Below are 16,643 nucleotides of genomic sequence, written 5' to 3'. Positions count from 1 at the left end.
GCGAGGCGCGACGCTACAGATCAGGACGTCTTGGCCATCTCCTGCTCCAGCCGCCGCTTGACCGCCCCCGGCGATCCGGTGTGGCGCGCCAGCCGATCATAGGCCACGGGCACCACGAACAGGGTGAAGACCGTCGCCGCCAGCACCCCGGCCAGGATGACGATACCGATGACCGCGCGCGTCTCGGAGCCGGCGCCGCTGGAGAGCAGCAGCGGAATGGCCCCGGCGGCGGTCGTGACGCCGGTCATGAGGATGGGCCTCAGCCGGGTCTCGCTCGCCTCGACCAGGGCCGCGCGGAACTCCAGCCCCTGATCGCGCAACTGATTGGCGAACTCGACGATGAGGATGCCGTTCTTGGCCGCCAACCCCACCAGCATCACCAGCCCGATCTGACTGAAGATGTTGAGACTCTGATCGGTCAGCCACAGCCCGAGCAGCGCCCCCGCCATGGCCAGCGGCACGGTGAGCATGATGACCAGCGGATGGACCCAGCTCTCGAACTGCGCGGCCAGCACCAGATAGACCACCATCAGCCCCAGCACGAAGACGAACAGCACGCCGGAGGCACTGCTCTTGAAGTCGCGGCTCTGGCCCTTGTAGTCGATCTGGGCCTGTTCGGGCAGGTGCTCGCGGACCTTGGCCTCCAGATAGTCGAGCGCATCGCCGAGCGCCAGCCCCTCGGCGAGACTGGCCTCGATGGTGATGGCGCGGATGCGGTTGAAGCGGTTGAGGCTCGGCGACTCGGCGGTTTCGGTCACGCGCGCCAGGCTCGCCAGCGGAATCAGGGCGTCGCTGCGCGCCGAGCGCACATAGATGTTCTCCAGACTGGTCGGAGTGCGCTGTTCATTGCGCTCGCCTTCCAGGATGACGTCGTATTCCTCGCCCTGGTCGAGATAGGTCGTCACCCGGCGCGAACCGAGCATGGTCTCCAGGGTGCGTCCGAGCGTGCCGACCGTCACCCCGAGATCGGCGGCGCGGTCATAGTCGATCTCGACCCGAAGCTGGGGCTTGGTCTCCTTGTAGTCCCAGTCGAGTCCCACCAGTCCGGGATTGTCCTTCTCGATCTCGGCGATCAGGGTATCGCGCCAGGCCGCCAGTTCCTCGTAACTCCCGCCGCCGATGACGAACTGGATCGGCTTGCTGGTGCGCGTGCCGAATCCCTGGCGCATGACCGGGAAGGCGCTCACACCCGGCAGGTCGGCGAGTCTGGCGCGGATCTCGTCCATGATGACCCAGGCCGAGCGGCGCTTGGCATGGCTGTCGAGCACGATGATCACCATGCCGGTGTTGAAGGTCGCTGTGTTGGAGAAGGCGCGCGGACTGCGCACCAAGAGCCGGATCGCCTCGCCGCTCTCGGCATAGGGCATGAGCCGGCGCTCGATCTCTTCCATGTAGGTCTTCATGTAACTGTGCGACGCGCCCTCGGGGCCGTTGACCAGGATGAAGAAGGCGCCGCGATCCTCCTTGGGGGTGTATTCCTGCGGGATGCGCTCGAACAGCCAGACGGCTGCGCCGAGCGTGCCGATGAGCGCCAGCAGGATGATCCAGGGCTGATGCAGCAGGAAGTCGAGCACCCGTCGGTAGAGCCGACGGATCGCCAGGAAGACGCGGTCGATGCCCTCGCTGAGACCGGCGCGCCCGCCCTCGGGACGGTGCGCCGCCGGCAGTACCTTGGAGGCCAGCATCGACGACAGCGAGAGCGCGACGAAGGAGGAGAAGACCACGGCGGCGGCCATGGTCAGGGCGAACTCGGCGAACAGCCGCCCCAGATCCCCTTGCAGGAAGGCGATCGGGATGAAGACCGAGGCCAGCACGATGGTGGTCGCGACCACGGCGAAACCGACCTGGCGCGTGCCCCGATAGGCGGCGACCAGCCGCGTCTCGCCGTATTCCTCCATGCGTCGATGGATGTTCTCCAGCACCACGATGGCATCGTCCACCACCAGCCCGATGGCCAGCACCAGGGCGAGCAGCGTCAGAATATTGATCGAAAACCCGAGCGCAAGCAGCACAGTGAAGGTGGACACGATCGACACCGGCACCGTGACTGCCGGCACCAGGGTCGCGCGCCAGTTGCCGAGGAACAGAAAGATCACCAGCACCACCAGACCGATGGCGATGGCGAGCGTTTTATAAACCTCGTCGATGGCTTCCTCGACGAACACCGAGCTGTCGAAGCTCTGGCTCAGGATCATGCCCTCGGGCAGCGACTGGTTGACGCGCTCCACCTCGGCCTTGGCCGCCTGAGCGACGGCGATGGTATTGGCGGTCGACTGTTTGATGATGCCGATACCGACCATGGGCTTGGCGTTGCCGCGGAAGAAGGTACGTTCTTCCTCGGTGCCGCGCTCCACGCGCGCCACGTCGCCAAGACGGACCAGATAGCCGTCCTCGCCGCGCTTGAGCACCAGACGCGCGAAATCGTCGGCGGTGTTGAAGGCGCGATCGACACGCACGCTGAACTGGCGGTCGATCGATTCGACTTCGCCGGCGGGCAGCTCGATGTTCTCGGCCCGCAGCGCCTCCTCGACATCGGCGACCGTCAGCCCGCGCGCGGCCAGAGCGTTGCGGTCGAGCCAGATGCGCATGGCATAGGTCTGCTCGCCGCCGACCCGCACCCGCGCCACGCCGTCGAGCACCGAGAAGCGGTCGACCAGATAGCGCCGTGCATAATCCGAGAGTTCGGGCACCGTCATCCGTTCGCTGGAGAGGTTGAACCAGACGATGACGTCGTCGTTGCTGTCGACCTTCTGGATCTCGGGCGGATCGGCCTCACTCGGGAGCTGGTCGATGATGCCCGAGACGCGGTCGCGGATGTCGTTGGCGGCGCTGTCGACGTCGCGGTCGATGCTGAACTCGATGCTGATGCGCGAGCGACCGTCCTCGCTGGTCGACTCGACGGTGCGGATGCCCTCGACACCGGCGATGCGCTCCTCGATGACCTGGGTGATGCGGGTCTCGACCACGGCGGCGGCGGCGCCGCGATAGGTGGTGTCGATCGAGACCACGGGCGGGTCGATGTCCGGAAACTGGCGCAATGGCAGCCGGTCGAACGAGACCAGTCCGAAGGCGACCAGCAGCAACGAGAGGACGCTGGCCAGGACAGGGCGGGTGATGGAGACGTCGGAGAGGATCACGGCATCCGGCCCGCTGTGGTGTCGGTCGGGTTCTGGGATTGGCTCTTGGCCGAGGCGTCGGGGTCGGAACCTGGGCTTGGAATCAAACGTAGCGGCTGACCGGGTCTGACCTTCTCCTGACCCTCGGTGACGACACGCTCGCCCGGCGCCAGTCCGTCGCGCACCTCGACCCAGCCGGGAATGCGCGTGCCGATCCGGATCCGGGTCCGTTCAGCGGTGATTCCGGCCTCACCCTCGGACAGCCGCAGGACGAAGTGCTCCTGTCCGCGATGCAGGATCGCCGCCTCGGGTACGGTGAGCGCCTCGCGCGGATCGAGCATCAGCACCACGCGCATCAGCAGTCCGGGTTTGAGCGTGAAGTCGGGATTGGGCAGGATGGCGCGCACCCGCACCGAGCGCGTGACCGGATCGACCCGGCTGTCGACCCCGCGCACCACGCCCTTGAAGACGCGCGCGCCAAAGGCCGAGCTGGTCGCCTCGATGCCCAGTCCGGGCTGGAGTGAGGCCAGATGGACGCTGGGCACGCTGAAGTCGAGCTTCATCAGTCGGTCGTCGTCGAGCGTGGTGATCAGGTCGCCCGGTTCGACCAGCGCGCCCTGGCTGACGTTGCGCAGACCCAGCACGCCGTCGAAGGGGGCCTTGAGGAAGCGGTCGGCCACGCGCGACTCGATGGCGGTGAGCAGGGCGCGCGCGGTGTCGAGATCGCGCTTGCGTTCGTCGAGCAGGGATTCGGAGGCCGAACGCTGGGCCACCAGCGAGCGGACGCGGTTGTACTGACGCTCGGCCTCGCGCGCCCGCACACTGGCCTCTTCGAGCAGGGCATGTTCCTCGGCGCTGGTCATCTCGACCAGTGGATCACCGGCGCGCACCCGCTGATTGTCGTCGAAATGCACCACAGAGATGGTTTCCGTCACCTTGGAGGTGATGGCCACCGACTCATTGGCCTGGAGCGTACCCAGCGCCTCGACCCGTTCGCTGAGCGGCTGGACGCGCGCCTCGGCCGCTACAACGGGCGTGGCGGTCGGCGCTCCGCCGGGCTTGGCGGCCCAGACGTTCGGCACAACCAGCCAGATCAGCATCGCCGGCAGTATCGGTATCGAGAAAACGCGCATCGGTCGGGACTCGCTCTGTGAGGTCTCTCTGAACACTGGTCGCGATCGGCGCGGTTCGTTGCTCGCCGCACCCATATAGACTGCTCGGGAAAGCAGGTTAGGTGCTCGGCTCCATCGAGAGTTCCCAACGTCACCGAAACGCAAACGGCCCCATCACCGGAATGATGGGGCCGTTCGTTGTCTCAGAGTCTCGCCTTCGGGTCAATCCCTCGACCCGGCGAGTCGCTTCAACGGGTCTGAGTCGAAGACTCGGCTGGAGCCTGGGCCTGATGCTGAGGCATCATGGGGTAGGGGTGTTCGGGGAAGGCGCGGCTCAGCGGCTCGCCGATATGGCGGGTCGGATGCTGGGCGCGACGCTCTTCGCTCCACTGCTTCATGGCCGCGCGGCGCTCCTCGATCCGCTGCTTGGTCTGCTCGCGATAGGCGTCCATCTCCTTGCGACGGGCGTCCAGCGACTCGGGCATGGCCGGGAACTGGCCGAATTCGGGCATCTCGGGGAACTCGGGCGCCTCCGGATACTGACCGAACTCAGGCATGGCCGGCCGCTCCGGGAACGCGGGCCAGGCCGGGCGGTTCTGATCGGCCCAGGCCAGTTGCTGCTCGGCGAACCGGCGCTGCGCCTCGAACGCCTCGCGCATGGCCTTGTCGTGCTGCTCCAGCATCGCCTGCTGCTGTTCGATCAACGCCTTGTGCTGATCGGCCGTCGGGGCGACGGGTTGATAGGGCGCGGCATACCAGGCGAAGGCCGTGGTCGTGGCGGCGGCGAGCGCGATGGCGGAGGCGGCTTGGATCAGTTTCATGTGACACACCTTTGGGAAAGACGTTATTTTTCAGCGTTGTTCAGAACCGAATCCGGATCTGCATTCTGTTGTTTTCAGCAGCAAACGCGCTTTAGTATATAAGAAAGTTTTAAAATAGCAATATGCATGAATCGCTGCCTACGTGGTGCTGGTACGGGTTTATGTCTTGGTTCCGGCCTGCGAGCCGTTGCGGCTCAAGGCGTCTGTATCCACACTCGCCGAGTTCTCGGCCCTGGCGCTCTGCTCTCTGCGGCTGGGCTTCGTCGCGGTCCATGCCAGTCTACGCGATTCATTGGCGGATGCCTTTGCTGGGGCTATGATCTTTGCCGCCTGAGCGCGCTACTGGCTCACGTCGATGGCTTGCTTTGCGGCGTCGCTTCACCCTTTGGGTGAGCATGATTTCGCGAACAATATGTTGAAACCCTTTGCGCTCTTTGTGCCCTTTGCGGTTCAACGGCTCTTTTCAGATTCTTAGATTCTTTCTTCCGCAATGGAGCGGACTGGCTCATGGACAATCCATCCCACTCATCCCACTCGACCCCTCTGCTCGCGGCCATGCTCGTGGGCCTCACGTTCACGAGCGCCCATGCACTGGCGGGCTTGCAGCCTGCCGGCTCCGCCGCATGCGTGGCGATCACCAGCGACATGGAACGACTCGCCTGCTACGACCGCGTCAACGGGCGCGCTGCTGACCTGGTGCAGTCAGAGCCGACGACGTCGCCCATGGCGGCCCCCGCGGCTCCAGTGGCGCAGTCGAGCACGCCGCTCATCGCGCCCGATGAGGTCGAGTCAGCTGGCGAGACCTCCCTGATCGACGAGGCCTGGGGCTTCAACGCCGATTCCAAGCGCTACACCATCGACACCTATCGTCCCAACTACCTGCTTTTCGCGACCTATTCCAGTCGGCCCAACGAGGCGCCCTTCGAGACGCTGTTCGACGCGACGCAAGAGCCGGGCGTGGAGATGCAGTCCACCGAGGCCGAGTTTCAGATCAGCTTCAAGACGCGGCTCTGGGCCACTGACGATCGGCGCTTCGGCATCTGGGGCGCCTACACCCAGCAGAGTCAATGGCAGGTCTACAATGCCGACCTTTCTCGCCCCTTTCGCGAGACCAACTACATGCCTGAGCTGATGGCGAGCTTTCGCCCGGGTCTATCCTTCGGCGATTTCCATTGGCGGCTGCTCAACGTCGGCTATACGCACCAATCCAATGGCCGAGCGGATCCCATCTCTCGCAGTTGGGACCGTCTCTTCGCCGAGTTCGGTATCGAGCGGGGCGACTTCGCGGTCTTGATGCGGTCTTGGGTCGTTATCGACGACGGCGATGACGACAATCCGAACATCACGGACTACTACGGCTATGGCGATATCACCGCCTTCTACAAGTGGCGAGGCCATAGCTTCTCACTGATGGCGCGCGGCAATCCTTCGGCCGACAAGGGTGCGGCGCAGATCACCTGGATCACGCCGAAGCTCTTCGGCTCACTGCGTGGTTACGTCAAGGGCTTCACCGGCTACGGGGAAAGCCTCATCGATTACAACTGGAAGCAAAACGTGATCGGAATCGGTGTGACCCTCAACGATCAGCTCTAGTCGCGGAGACCTGACCTGAGTCTTGACCGGCTCCAGCAACTGATCTTGACGGCCAGGAATGGCCGGCTGAAAGAGGCCGTTTCCGCGTTGCAGCCTGAGGCTCAGATCAGCTCTTGCACCACCTTGACCGCCGAGCCGCGGGGGATGACGGGCCTGCCGCGTGCCGTGAGGTGCGCGCGGGTCAAGGCCGCGCCGAGCAGCAGGATAAGCGCCGAGAAGTAGACCCAGAACAGCACGATCAAGACCGAGGCGGCGGCTCCATAGGTCGAGGTGATCGCAGTCTTCGAGAGATAGGTCGCGATGCCGTAGCGTCCGCCGGAGAGCATCAGGGAGGTGGCCAAGGCGCCGGGGAGGACGTCCTGCCAGGTTACGACGACATCCGGGAGCACCTTGAACAGCGTCGCGATGAAGAGGGCTCCGATCACGATGGCCACGAGCCATCGCGCGCCGCCAAGCAGGTCGTCTTGCGATAGGTCGGGCGGGAGCATGGAGGGATCGAGCGACGCCGCCAGTGTCTGCAGCCCGATGGCCGATACGAAGTACAGCAGGAGTCCCAGGCCGATCAGCAGCACGACGAAAAGTCCCAGGACACGCCCCTTGGCGAGGCGCCAAAGGCCGCTGCGACCTGGGTTTGGTCGAACGCCCCAGAGGACATTGAGGGAGTAGCGCAGCTGCGCGAACACGGTGGTCGCTCCGATGAGGATCGCGGCGATGCCGAGCAAGGTCGGCATCAAGCCGGTTGCCTCGACACGGGACATCAGCACCGCCTGCTCGACCGCTGCGGCGGCCTCGATGCCCATGGTGTCCTGAAGCTGCGCCACGATCTCGCCTTGGGCCGCGCTTTGTCCCAGGACGACGCCGATGACCGTGACGGCGATGATGAGCGTCGGCGCGAGCGAGAACAGCGTGAAGAAGGCGAGGGAGCCTGCGTGGACGAAGGGATTGTGCTCGAGCCAGATCGCAACGCCACCGCGAACGATGCCGATCCATCCCTTCATCATGGCCAGGAGAGCGCGCATAGGCGAATAGGGTGCGAGCGATTGACGGTCCAAGTAGGTCTGCGGGTGCGCTAGTGAGGACGCCGGCCCATCCGTTGGGCTGCCATCGGCGCCGGATCGAGGATCGGGTCGTGATGGATGAGATCTTGTTTGTATTGCGCATCGGCTGTCAATGGAATGCGCTCAACGCCACCGGGATCTGTTCGAGATGACCAAGGCCCCGCTGGCGGACTATCGTTTCCGTCGCCTGTTGGTGCGCTGGTAGAAGCGCGATGACGCCGACTTGGCCATGGTCCATCCGGCGCTTGGGATCATCGCCACGCCCGGCTTGCGCTGGATGCGTCGGCGCGCTCAGTATTCGTGCTCGAAAGCCGCGCCCGCGCGCGTCCCTCCGCTCGTGCCGACATCCGCTTCCAGCGTGATGTTGCGGGTGGCGTCGATGCGCAGCACGCCTTGAGGCTCGCCTGCCCGCGTGCCCTGGCGCGCCCCGAGGTAGACGCGCTCGGATAGATTGCGCCCGCTCTCGATGCGGGACTCGCCCCGTTCGTCGGTGCCGATCGACAAGCGCTCCAGCCCGAGTCCGGTGCGCGCGCGGTCGAGCAGCCCGACACCCTTTCCGCCGCCGATGCCGCTGATCGACGCCGCCGCCAGTCCCAACCGCGTCGCCTGCAAAGGGGACAGGCGCCCTCCGGCGACGCCGAAGAGTAGCCTGGAGAGCACCTCATCCTGCGGCATCTCAGGCTCGCCCCGCAGCTCGATGCGCGGGGCGCTGGCGGTTCCCAGGACAGAGAGGATCGCCGTGCTGCCGGACACGCTGGCGCGTGCCTCCAGGTCCAGGCTCGGGTCCAGTACGGCGGCGCCGTCGAAATCGAGGCGTCCTCGGCTGAAGCGCAGGGCTTGCCCGGCCAGCTCGTAGTGGCCGCGTACCAGATTCACGCCGCCGGTGGCATCGAGGGCTGCGAGAGGCCCCCGCAGTTGCACCTCGCCGCCAAGCTCTGCATGGACCCCGCGCCCCTGCACATCGATGGCGCTGGGTGCGGAGACCCGCAGGTCGAGCTGGACATCCGGCTGCCAGCGTGGCCCTGCATTCCTTTGTCCGCGGCTCGGCTGCCGGCGTTCGCCGCGCTCGCGCACCTCCAGGGTCGCGAGGCTGGCGGGCAGGCGCTCCGGCAGTCGGATCTCGACGCGCTTGAGCCGGACCGCACCCTCGGCATCCAAACGCCCGGCCGCCTGGCCGTGCAGCCGCACGTCGGCGTCTCCCTCGATCGCGAGCCGGTCCGACTGAATCGGCCGGGCATCGCGCGCGACGAGTCGCAAGTCCATCGGCAGATCAGTGGACAGCAGGCCGACGCTGCCGTTGACCGTCACTTTCCCCTGTCCTGCTCGGGCGGTGAGCTGATCGATCCGCATCGTCTCGCCGAAGAGCGCCAAGGCGCCGCTGATCTCGGTCAGCGCCAGCCCGATGGTGCGATCCCGCCAGGTTGCCGCGTCGAGCCGCAGCCTGCCATCCAGGCGCGGCTCGGCCCAGGTGCCGCCGATGGCGGTCGCGAGCACGGTCTGTCCGCTGACCTGGCGCCCACCGCTCGTCAGCAATGGGTCGAGCAGGTCGAGGTCGATCCGCCCGTCGGCCCGCAGGTCGAGCCCAGCCCGCCCGATGGGCGACTGGCGCCCGATGCGTCCGTGCAGGCGCAGAGCCGCCTTTGGTCCGGTCTCGGCGCGCGCGTCGATCCGCGCCACATCCGACCCGAGGTCGACCGAGGCCGTGATCCGAGCCGGCGGGACGCTGCGGCCGGCGCCCTCGGTTAGCCGTAAGTCCTCTACCTGCAATCCAATGTTGCCAACCGCGCGGCTCGGCGCCCCGGCTAGCCGCGCCTGCACGGACAAGCTGCCGGCCAGCGGCAGGTCCGTCGCGAACCGCCTCAGCACGTCGAGGGAGAGATCGGCGACGGACGCCTCGCAATCGAGTGTCGGCGCCAAGCGGCCGGCGATCTCCACCGATCCTCGGCCGCCTCCCGCTCCCAGCGCGAGGCGCAGCCGATCCACCGCCACGCCATCCGCGAGGTCGAGGGTCGTCGGGGCCAGCAGTCGCAGAGGCTCGTCGTGCGCCCTTGCTTCCAGGTGCTGAATGGTCAACCGCCGCCTGGGGCCATCGAGCCGTGCTCTCGCGGTCATGCGGGCGGGTCCGGTCGGCGTCTCCAGCGCGGTGTCTGCCGTCAGATCGAGTGCCGCCGCGTTGCCCAGTGCGGTCAAGGAGAGATCTCCGGCGATCCCTCGCACCGCGAGCCCCTGAAGGCGGAGTGTCGCCTCGGTCTTCGCGATGTCCAAGGGCTCGGTCACCGTGGCACGCAACGCCAGCGTCTCGACCCGAATCGCCCCTGGCAGCGCCAGCCCGTCGCCCTCGGCCTCGATGTGAGCCACACCCGTCTCCGCCAGACGGACGTGCGCGCTCAAACGGCCCGCCAGAACCTTGTCGGAGGCCGTAAGCGACGTGAGTGCCAGCAAGGGAGTGAGATCGGCTAGACGCTCGGCGCGCAACCGTACCTCGCCCTGGGGCAGGGCTGCACCGGAGGGGAGGCGCAGGCTGCCGGAGGCGGCGACGCCGGCCCAGCGACTATCGCCGAGCGAGAGGTTGAGATCGCCGTTGGCCAAGCGCCCGCCTTCCATGTCGATCGCCACCGGCTGTCCCGCCCAAGCACCCTGCAAGTCCAGGGATCCGGCTGGGGCGCTGAGGTCTGCGCTCAGCCGTCCGGAGACGCGCCCCCGGCCCGCCTCGGCAAGGTCGGCGTCCGCGCTGAGGTCGGCGACCAGCTCGGGCGCCTCGGGGCGGCCCGTGATCGCTCCTCGAGCCTGCACCCGCCCGCCCCAGCCGGGCGCCAGGGCGCTGAGGTCGCCGACATCCAATGACCAGTCCAGCGCGAGCGCGTCGCGCTCAGCCCGTCCTTGGGCGCTGAGCGCGATAGCGGCCCCCTGGATCCGGGCTGCCGCCAGTTGCCAGACGTTCCCAGCGCGTTGCGCCGACAGGCTGAGTCGAGCCTCGGGGCCGAGGAGATCGACGAGCGGACCCGGCGCCCGGGTCAGTGTCAGCTCGCCGGTTGCGTCCAGACGGGGCGGGCCGTCCAGCGCGCCAGTCAGGTCGATCTTAGCCGCGCCGGCCAAGCTCACCCCGGTCAGGGCGCCGACGGGTGCGAGATCCGGTAGGCTCAGACTGGCTTGTGCGGACCTGGTGGTCAGCTCGCCCGTCATCGCAAGGTCGAGCAGCGGGTGAGCGACATCGAGCTGAAAGGGACGAGCGGGGACGCTCGGGTCGAGCGCCCCCGTGATTCGCAGCGGAACGCTCGCCGTGGACTCGGGCAGTGCCGTCAGGGCTCGCATGCCTGTCAGCGTGGCGTCGAAGCGCAGGCCGCTCGCATCGCCATCTCCCTTTGCTGCCAAATGCTCGATGTCCAGCTCGCCGACTTCGAGATGATTCACCTCGATCCGGGCACTTCCATGAGGCCGTCGCAGAGGGCCATCCAGGTCCGCCGTCAAGCTGACGCGGCCCCAGGCGAGGCCGGGCGCGTCGCCGGGGTCGATCGCCATCGCGGGTAGGTCGGCGGCGAGCCGCAGGCCGGTGGTCGACCTGTTGGCTAGGTCGACCATGCCTTCCACGCTTGCCTGGAGCGGTCCCGCGTCGAGGACCGCGCTGAGTGCGAGCGCCGTGAGCGGGCCATCGGCGGTAGCGTCGAGACGCCAGGCGCCGAGCGGCGTTGGCACGCGCACCCCGGCGGCTGTGGCCAGCGCGGCGACCAGACCGCCTGGCGTCTCGCTCATCGCCAGGTCCAGTTGCTCCCGGCCGCGCGCTCGCGCGATCTCGAGACGGTAGTGGTCAGGGCGATCGCGCGTGCTGAGCAGCAGGATCGCCTCAAGATCCCCGACGCCGCTGGCTTGGCCGCTTCCCTCCAGGGTCAGCAGAGGGGCGCCCGGCAGCGCGCCATCGAGATGCAGGGTGTCGATCGCCAAGCGCTGCAGCAATAGGGGCAGTGGCAGCCCGACCGCGCCGGCATCGCCGTCTCCCGGGGCCGGCAAGCGGCTCAGCATCACCGCGCGTGCGCTCAGGATCTCGATTGCGAGGGTTGCGCGCAAGAGCGGCCTAGGGTCGATCTCCAGCGCGGCGTCCTCGACCTCGAGCCAGATGCCGTCCGCATCGTGCAGCTCCAAGCGCGCCACGCGCGGGGCAAGGGGCAGGATGCCGGTCAGACCGGACAACCGAACGCGCCCGTCGCTGGCCTGCACGATCATTCGGGCGACGAGTCCGTGCCCAGTCTCCGTGTTGACGAGCAGTAGGACGCCCGCCAACAGCAGCGCGAGCGACAGCAGGACAAGAGACAGATAACGTAGGAGGCGGGCCACGGTTAGAACGCCTGTCCGATTCCGATATAGATCTGCACTGGCGCATCTCCGTCGTATGGGTCGAGCGGTGTGGCGAGATCGACACGCACCGGCCCGACGGGTGTGAAGTAGCGTATCCCCAGACCGACGCCGATCGCGAGCGCGCCCGTGCCCGGGATGCCGTCATCGTAGACCGCACCGGCATCGACGAAAGCGGCGGCGCCCCAGTTCTCGGCAATGCGCTGACGCCATTCCAGGCTGCCCTCCAGCAGCCCGTCGCCTCCGGCGGGATTGTCCGAGGCTGTGCGCGGGCCGATGGATTGGAAGGGATAGCCGCGCACCGACCCGCCGCCACCGGCATAGAAGCGCCAGTCCGGCGGAACCGCGTCCGTGGCTGCGCCAAGGATGCGGCCGAGCGCCAGCCGCGCCGCGAGCACGGAGCGGCCCAGCTCGTCGCGGGCGCCGAGCAACCGTGTGACATCGAAATAGGCGGATCCCGCCAGACGCCCACGGAAGAAGCCGTCCGTATCGCCTTGCAGCACCCTGGCCGGGCTTAGCTGCACGGAGAGAAGGATGCCCCTGGACGGATCGAGCCGATCGTCCGTGCTGTCGTAGGTGAGCTTGAGCGGGAACGAGAACAACCGATAGTTGCGCGCCACCTCGTCTTGGGTGATCCGGGCGTGCTCGAAGGTCAGACCGGCACTGACCGACAGCCTGGCGGACAGTCGTCGCTCCAGCGCGGTTCCTGCGGTGATGGCGTCACGATCATAGGCGTCCAGGCTCTCGCGCACGGCGCCAAGATCCAACCTCAGTGCGAGATCGCGTATCCACACATCCGGGATCCGCAGCATCCCATTCGCGGAGTAGCTCAATTCGTCCGGCCGATTCCGGGCTAGCTGGCCAATGTCGCCGCGCAGCGTTAACTGCTCGGCGCGGCCAAAGAGATTGCGGTGCGTCCAGGAGCCGGAGACGGTCGCGCCCTCGTCGGTCGAGAAGGCGCCTGTCAGGCGCACCACCCGCAGCGGGCGCTCGGCGACCTCCAGGCTCAAGGGCAGGCGCCCCTGGGCATCTGGTTGCGCGGCGGGGGTGAGGCGTGCCCAGGCGAGCACGCCGCCCGCAAGGAGATCGCGTCGCGCGGCCTCCAGCCGGCTCGGGCTGAAGCGCATGCCCGGCGCCAGATCCAGACGGCGCAGCACATAGTCCTCACGCAGACGCTCGAGTCCGGACACAGTGACCGGGCCGATGCTCAGCCGGGGGCCAGGCTCAGCCAGGTAGAGGACATCCATGGTGCGAGTGTCGTGGTCGACCACCGCATCCGGCGGCGAGACTTGGGCGAGCGCAAACCCGTCCTCGAGCAAGGCGTCCAAGACCGCCTGGCCCGCCGCCAAGACCACCGCGGCGCGGGCAGGCTCGCCTTTGCTCAGATCGAACGCCGCGCGTGCACCCTCGGGTACATCACCTTCGAGGCGCACATCGCCCAGCCGATAGAGCGGCCCGGGATCGATCGCGACCACGACCTCCGTCTCATCTGTGTCCGGCAGATCCTCCAAGAGCGGCAGCAGCGCTGGATCGTCGGTCGCGCGCCCCGCGATCAGGATCTCAATGTAGCCGTCGTAGTAGCCGAAGCTGCGCAGAACCCGGTCGAAGCGTCCCGCGTCCGAGTCCGCGCGAGTGACCAGAGCGAAGGCGCCAACGGGCGCGGACTCCCGCAGGGTCGCGAGCAGCGAGGCATCCGCGATGGCCTGATCGAGCTCAGGGTTTGCGGTCGGCGCGATCGTCAGGGAGTAGGGCACGTCGGCTGCGGAGACAGCGGCCAAGTAGGCGAAGCCCAAAATGGCAGGTGCGAATTGCGTCCAGCGTCGAGCAGAGCCGAGGTGGAGGAAAGATTTGATGGTACCGACCATTGCTTCCGCTCGGCGCGTCGGGCAAATTTTCGACAACGTACGGCGAGCAGACGGGAATGGACTCAAAGCCGCTATACGGACTCTTGGCCCAGGCCGCCAGTACCATGCACCAGACCACATAGCTCAACAGAGGATCGAAAAAAGGCCAACTTCTGATGTTTTACCAGGATCCGTAACGACGACGCGCTTCAGAACAACCGATTGAGTCCATTGAGTGCGGCGACCCGATAGGCCTCGGCCATGGTGGGATAGTTGAAGGTGGTCTCGGTGAAATAGCGGATGGTGTTCGCAGCGCCGCGCTGGGACATGATGGCCTGGCCGATGTGCACGATCTCGGCAGCCTGCTCGCCGAAGCAGTGGATGCCGAGGATTTCGAGCGTCTCGCGATGGAACAGCAGCTTGAGCATGCCGACCGTGTGTCCGGTGATCTGGGCGCGGGCGATGCTCTTGAAATCGGCCTGGGCGACCTCGTAGGGGATCTGGGCCGCAGTCAGCTCGCGCTCGGTGCGTCCGACCGAACTGATCTCGGGCACGGTGTAGATGCCGGTGGGGAATTCCTCGATCAACGACCAGTCGCAGTGGCCATCGGCGATATGGGCGCCGACGAAGCGCCCCTGGTCGTAGCTGGCGCTGGCCAGCGCCGGGGGTCCGGCAACGTCGCCGACGGCATAGATGTGGGGCAGGGCGGTCTGGTAGCTGGCGTTGACGTCGAGCTGACCGCGCGCGTTGGGCGTCAGGCCGATCTCCTCCAGCCCCATGTCCTGGGTATTGCCGGTGCGCCCGTTGGCCCAGAGCAGGATGTCGGTCTTGAACTTCTTGCCCGATGTGCAGTGCAGGACCACCCCGCTGTCGCTGGTCTCGATCCGCGCGTGGGTCTCATCGTGGCGGATGATGACACCCTGCTGGCGCAGGTGATAGCTCAGGGCGTCGGTGATCTCGTCGTCGAGGTAGGACAGCAGCCGGTCGCGGGTGTTGACCAGATTCACCTTCACGTCGAGCGCGGCAAAGATGGACGCGTATTCACAGCCGATGACACCGGCGCCATAGATGGTGATCGAGCGCGGCGTGTGACTGAGCGCCAGGACCGTGTCGCTGTCGCGCACGCGCGGATGCTCGAAATCGACCTCGGGCGGGCGATAGGGGCGCGAACCTGTAGCGACGACGAAATGTTCCGCGCGCAGTTCGAGCCGGGTGCCGCCGGGGCGCTCCACCGAGAGGCGGTTGGGATCGATGAAACGGGCGCGGCCGAAGATCACCTCGACCCGGTTGCGTCTGTAGTAGCGATAGCGGGTGCGGACCTGGGCGTCGATGACGCCGTCGGCCGCGCGCAGCAGGTCCGGAAACTCGGCCTCGATCTGGTGCTGGGTGTGCTGGAACAGCGGGTTGCGCCTGTAGTCGGCGAGCATCTGGATCGAGTGGCGCAGCGCCTTGCTGGGGATGGTGCCCCAGTGGGTGCAGCCGCCGCCGACAGCCTGGTGCGCCTCGACGACGGCCACGCGCTGACCGGCCTTGGCCAGCTTCATGGCGGCACCCTCGCCGCCGGGTCCGGTGCCGATCACGATGGTGTCGAATTCGCGCTTGGCCATGCGTTCGTCTTCTCTCTGGATTCAATCGGGCGTGCCACACGGGCACCTCAGTTGCCCGCGTGGTTACGGGGCGGGTGATTTAGAGGAAATCCGGCAGATGCCTGCGGATCGCCTCGGGTGTCTGGGTGGTCAGGTTCTTGTCGAGTTCGCCCGCGACGAGCTGGCGCAGTGGCGCCGAGAGCTGCTTGCGCAGCAGTCCGAGCAGGGCGGGCGAGGCGATGATGTAGAGCTTGCCGAAGCGTCCCTGATTGCGCGCGGCCTCCAGATCGTCGCAGATCAGGCCGGCGAAGCGCTCGGCGTTCTCCTGTTTGTGCCCTTCCTCGCCATTGACGCCATGGGCGCCGGCGCCGGGCGCCTGGCCGCGTCCGGCCTTGTCGGTGGTCAGATCGCCTTCGTGGAGCCGGCCCTCCGGAAAGGCCAGGGTGCTGATCTCGTTGAGTGAGCCGGCGGCCTTTTCGGCAGCGAAGATGCGTGCGCGGCTGTTGTCCGCGACCAGGATCCAGGTGGGCATGGGTCATCTTCCTCGTGCGTTGGGCCCAGCCGTGGAACGGCTGGGACGTGGCTCGAACGGGGCGGCTCGGATCGAATCCGGCTCGACTCGGGCGTGAACCGGTCGACCGAACGTTTCCCCGCCCCTGAGTGTAACAGGGGAGGCGGGCTGTGTGGACGCCCCTCCAGGATGCGACGGATGCGGGCCTTCTAGCCCTTATGTTCCAGACGGGCGATGCAGTCGAGATAACCAGCTTCGTCAAAGGGCAGGCGATGATGCTGGACACGCCAGAGCGCCTCGGCCAGACACTCCATGATCGCGTGCTCGACCTGATGCGGATCACCGAGTCGGGCGAGCAGGCGTTGATAGCGATCGCGGATGCCGCGCGGCTGATCGAGGCTGAGCTGTTCGAGGATGGCCAGATGCAGCCCCAGATGCAGGAAGGGGTTGGTCCGGCCCAGCTCGGGCGGAAAGTCCTGGTCGAGCGCGCGCTCGCCGCCCTCCAGGAACGGCCGATATTCCGGGTGACGGCGCATGAGCTCGACGAGCTGGGATTCGAGCGGCTCCAGCGGCTCCTGGGCATTGGCCTTGCGCCAGGCTTCGAGAAAGATCCGGCGGTGTGTCTGTCGGTCGGTACTGAACATGGTCTCGGGCG

11 protein-coding genes and 2 pseudogenes are annotated in these 16,643 nt (G+C 67.0%); 4 read left to right on the top strand and 9 right to left on the bottom strand.

The features are described from left to right. Positions 1-20: 20 nt before the first annotated feature. The 3 genes from HW932_RS10410 to HW932_RS10400 form a co-directional block, all read right to left on the bottom strand. Positions 21-3,137: an efflux RND transporter permease subunit gene (locus HW932_RS10410; protein WP_176976427.1), complete on the bottom strand. Its 3,117-nt coding sequence runs from the start codon at positions 3,135-3,137 to the stop codon at positions 21-23. After that, a complete protein-coding gene (locus HW932_RS10405; RefSeq protein WP_176976426.1) occupies positions 3,134-4,249 on the bottom strand; it encodes an efflux RND transporter periplasmic adaptor subunit in 1,116 nt (371 codons plus the stop codon). Before HW932_RS10405 ends, HW932_RS10410 begins: the two co-directional genes overlap by 4 nt. Before the next feature lie 227 nt (positions 4,250-4,476). Further along, on the bottom strand, positions 4,477-5,049 hold the full coding sequence (locus HW932_RS10400) for a hypothetical protein (RefSeq protein ID WP_176976425.1): 573 nt from the start codon (positions 5,047-5,049) through the stop codon (positions 4,477-4,479). Between the two features lie 145 nt (positions 5,050-5,194). Here HW932_RS10400 and HW932_RS10395 point away from each other — a divergent pair, with 145 nt between their 5' ends. Both HW932_RS10395 and HW932_RS10390 read left to right on the top strand, forming a co-directional pair. Further along, positions 5,195-5,383: a hypothetical protein gene (locus HW932_RS10395; protein ID WP_176976424.1), complete on the top strand. Its 189-nt coding sequence runs from the start codon at positions 5,195-5,197 to the stop codon at positions 5,381-5,383. A gap of 173 nt (positions 5,384-5,556) precedes the next feature. Then, positions 5,557-6,642, top strand: a complete 1,086-nt coding sequence (locus HW932_RS10390) for a phospholipase A (protein ID WP_246296771.1) — start codon at positions 5,557-5,559, stop codon at positions 6,640-6,642. Positions 6,643-6,743: 101 nt separating this feature from the next. On the opposite strand, the gene HW932_RS10385 is transcribed toward HW932_RS10390, so the two are convergent. Beyond that, positions 6,744-7,661: a YihY/virulence factor BrkB family protein gene (locus tag HW932_RS10385; RefSeq protein WP_222932308.1), complete on the bottom strand. Its 918-nt coding sequence runs from the start codon at positions 7,659-7,661 to the stop codon at positions 6,744-6,746. Positions 7,662-7,729: 68 nt separating this feature from the next. Between HW932_RS10385 and HW932_RS22185 the strand changes: the two are divergent. Together HW932_RS22185 and HW932_RS22180 are read left to right on the top strand one after the other, a co-directional pair. Then, positions 7,730-7,846, top strand: a pseudogene (locus tag HW932_RS22185) (IS5/IS1182 family transposase); the annotation flags it as partial. Positions 7,847-7,875: 29 nt separating this feature from the next. After that, positions 7,876-7,956 (top strand): annotated as a pseudogene (locus HW932_RS22180) (IS5/IS1182 family transposase); the annotation flags it as partial. A 35-nt stretch (positions 7,957-7,991) separates the two neighbouring features. On the opposite strand, the gene HW932_RS22100 reads toward HW932_RS22180, so the two are convergent. The 5 genes from HW932_RS22100 to HW932_RS10355 form a co-directional block, all read right to left on the bottom strand. Beyond that, positions 7,992-12,029, bottom strand: coding sequence for a translocation/assembly module TamB domain-containing protein (locus tag HW932_RS22100; RefSeq protein WP_176976423.1), 4,038 nt, complete (start codon positions 12,027-12,029; stop codon positions 7,992-7,994). Positions 12,030-12,031: 2 nt separating this feature from the next. Then, positions 12,032-13,801, bottom strand: coding sequence for an autotransporter assembly complex protein TamA (locus HW932_RS10370; protein ID WP_343047241.1), 1,770 nt, complete (start codon positions 13,799-13,801; stop codon positions 12,032-12,034). 299 nt (positions 13,802-14,100) lie between these two features. After that, positions 14,101-15,498, bottom strand: coding sequence for a Si-specific NAD(P)(+) transhydrogenase (gene sthA, locus HW932_RS10365; RefSeq protein ID WP_176976421.1), 1,398 nt, complete (start codon positions 15,496-15,498; stop codon positions 14,101-14,103). Between the two features lie 79 nt (positions 15,499-15,577). Then, on the bottom strand, positions 15,578-16,009 hold the full coding sequence (locus tag HW932_RS10360) for a host attachment protein (protein WP_176976420.1): 432 nt from the start codon (positions 16,007-16,009) through the stop codon (positions 15,578-15,580). A gap of 188 nt (positions 16,010-16,197) precedes the next feature. Further along, complete coding sequence (locus HW932_RS10355; protein WP_176976419.1) at positions 16,198-16,632, bottom strand: DUF1841 family protein; 435 nt, start codon at positions 16,630-16,632, stop codon at positions 16,198-16,200. Positions 16,633-16,643 lie beyond the last annotated feature (11 nt).

The organism is Allochromatium humboldtianum (genome assembly GCF_013385175.1).
Lineage (GTDB): Bacteria > Pseudomonadota > Gammaproteobacteria > Chromatiales > Chromatiaceae > Thermochromatium > Thermochromatium humboldtianum.
The sequence above is the reverse complement of the archived record's forward strand: the minus strand, read 5'-3'. Positions and strand labels throughout refer to the sequence as shown.

What these genes read in the sequence shown, in the direction of transcription:
- sthA (WP_176976421.1), bottom strand. Translation starts at nt 15,498, where the DNA reads ATGGCCAAGCGCGAATTCGACACCATCGTGATCGGCACCGGACCCGGC.
- HW932_RS10390 (WP_246296771.1), top strand. Translation starts at nt 5,557, where the DNA reads ATGGACAATCCATCCCACTCATCCCACTCGACCCCTCTGCTCGCGGCC.
- HW932_RS10360 (WP_176976420.1), bottom strand. Translation starts at nt 16,009, where the DNA reads ATGCCCACCTGGATCCTGGTCGCGGACAACAGCCGCGCACGCATCTTC.
- HW932_RS10405 (WP_176976426.1), bottom strand. Translation starts at nt 4,249, where the DNA reads ATGCGCGTTTTCTCGATACCGATACTGCCGGCGATGCTGATCTGGCTG.
- HW932_RS10400 (WP_176976425.1), bottom strand. Translation starts at nt 5,049, where the DNA reads ATGAAACTGATCCAAGCCGCCTCCGCCATCGCGCTCGCCGCCGCCACG.
- HW932_RS10355 (WP_176976419.1), bottom strand. Translation starts at nt 16,632, where the DNA reads ATGTTCAGTACCGACCGACAGACACACCGCCGGATCTTTCTCGAAGCC.
- HW932_RS10385 (WP_222932308.1), bottom strand. Translation starts at nt 7,661, where the DNA reads ATGCGCGCTCTCCTGGCCATGATGAAGGGATGGATCGGCATCGTTCGC.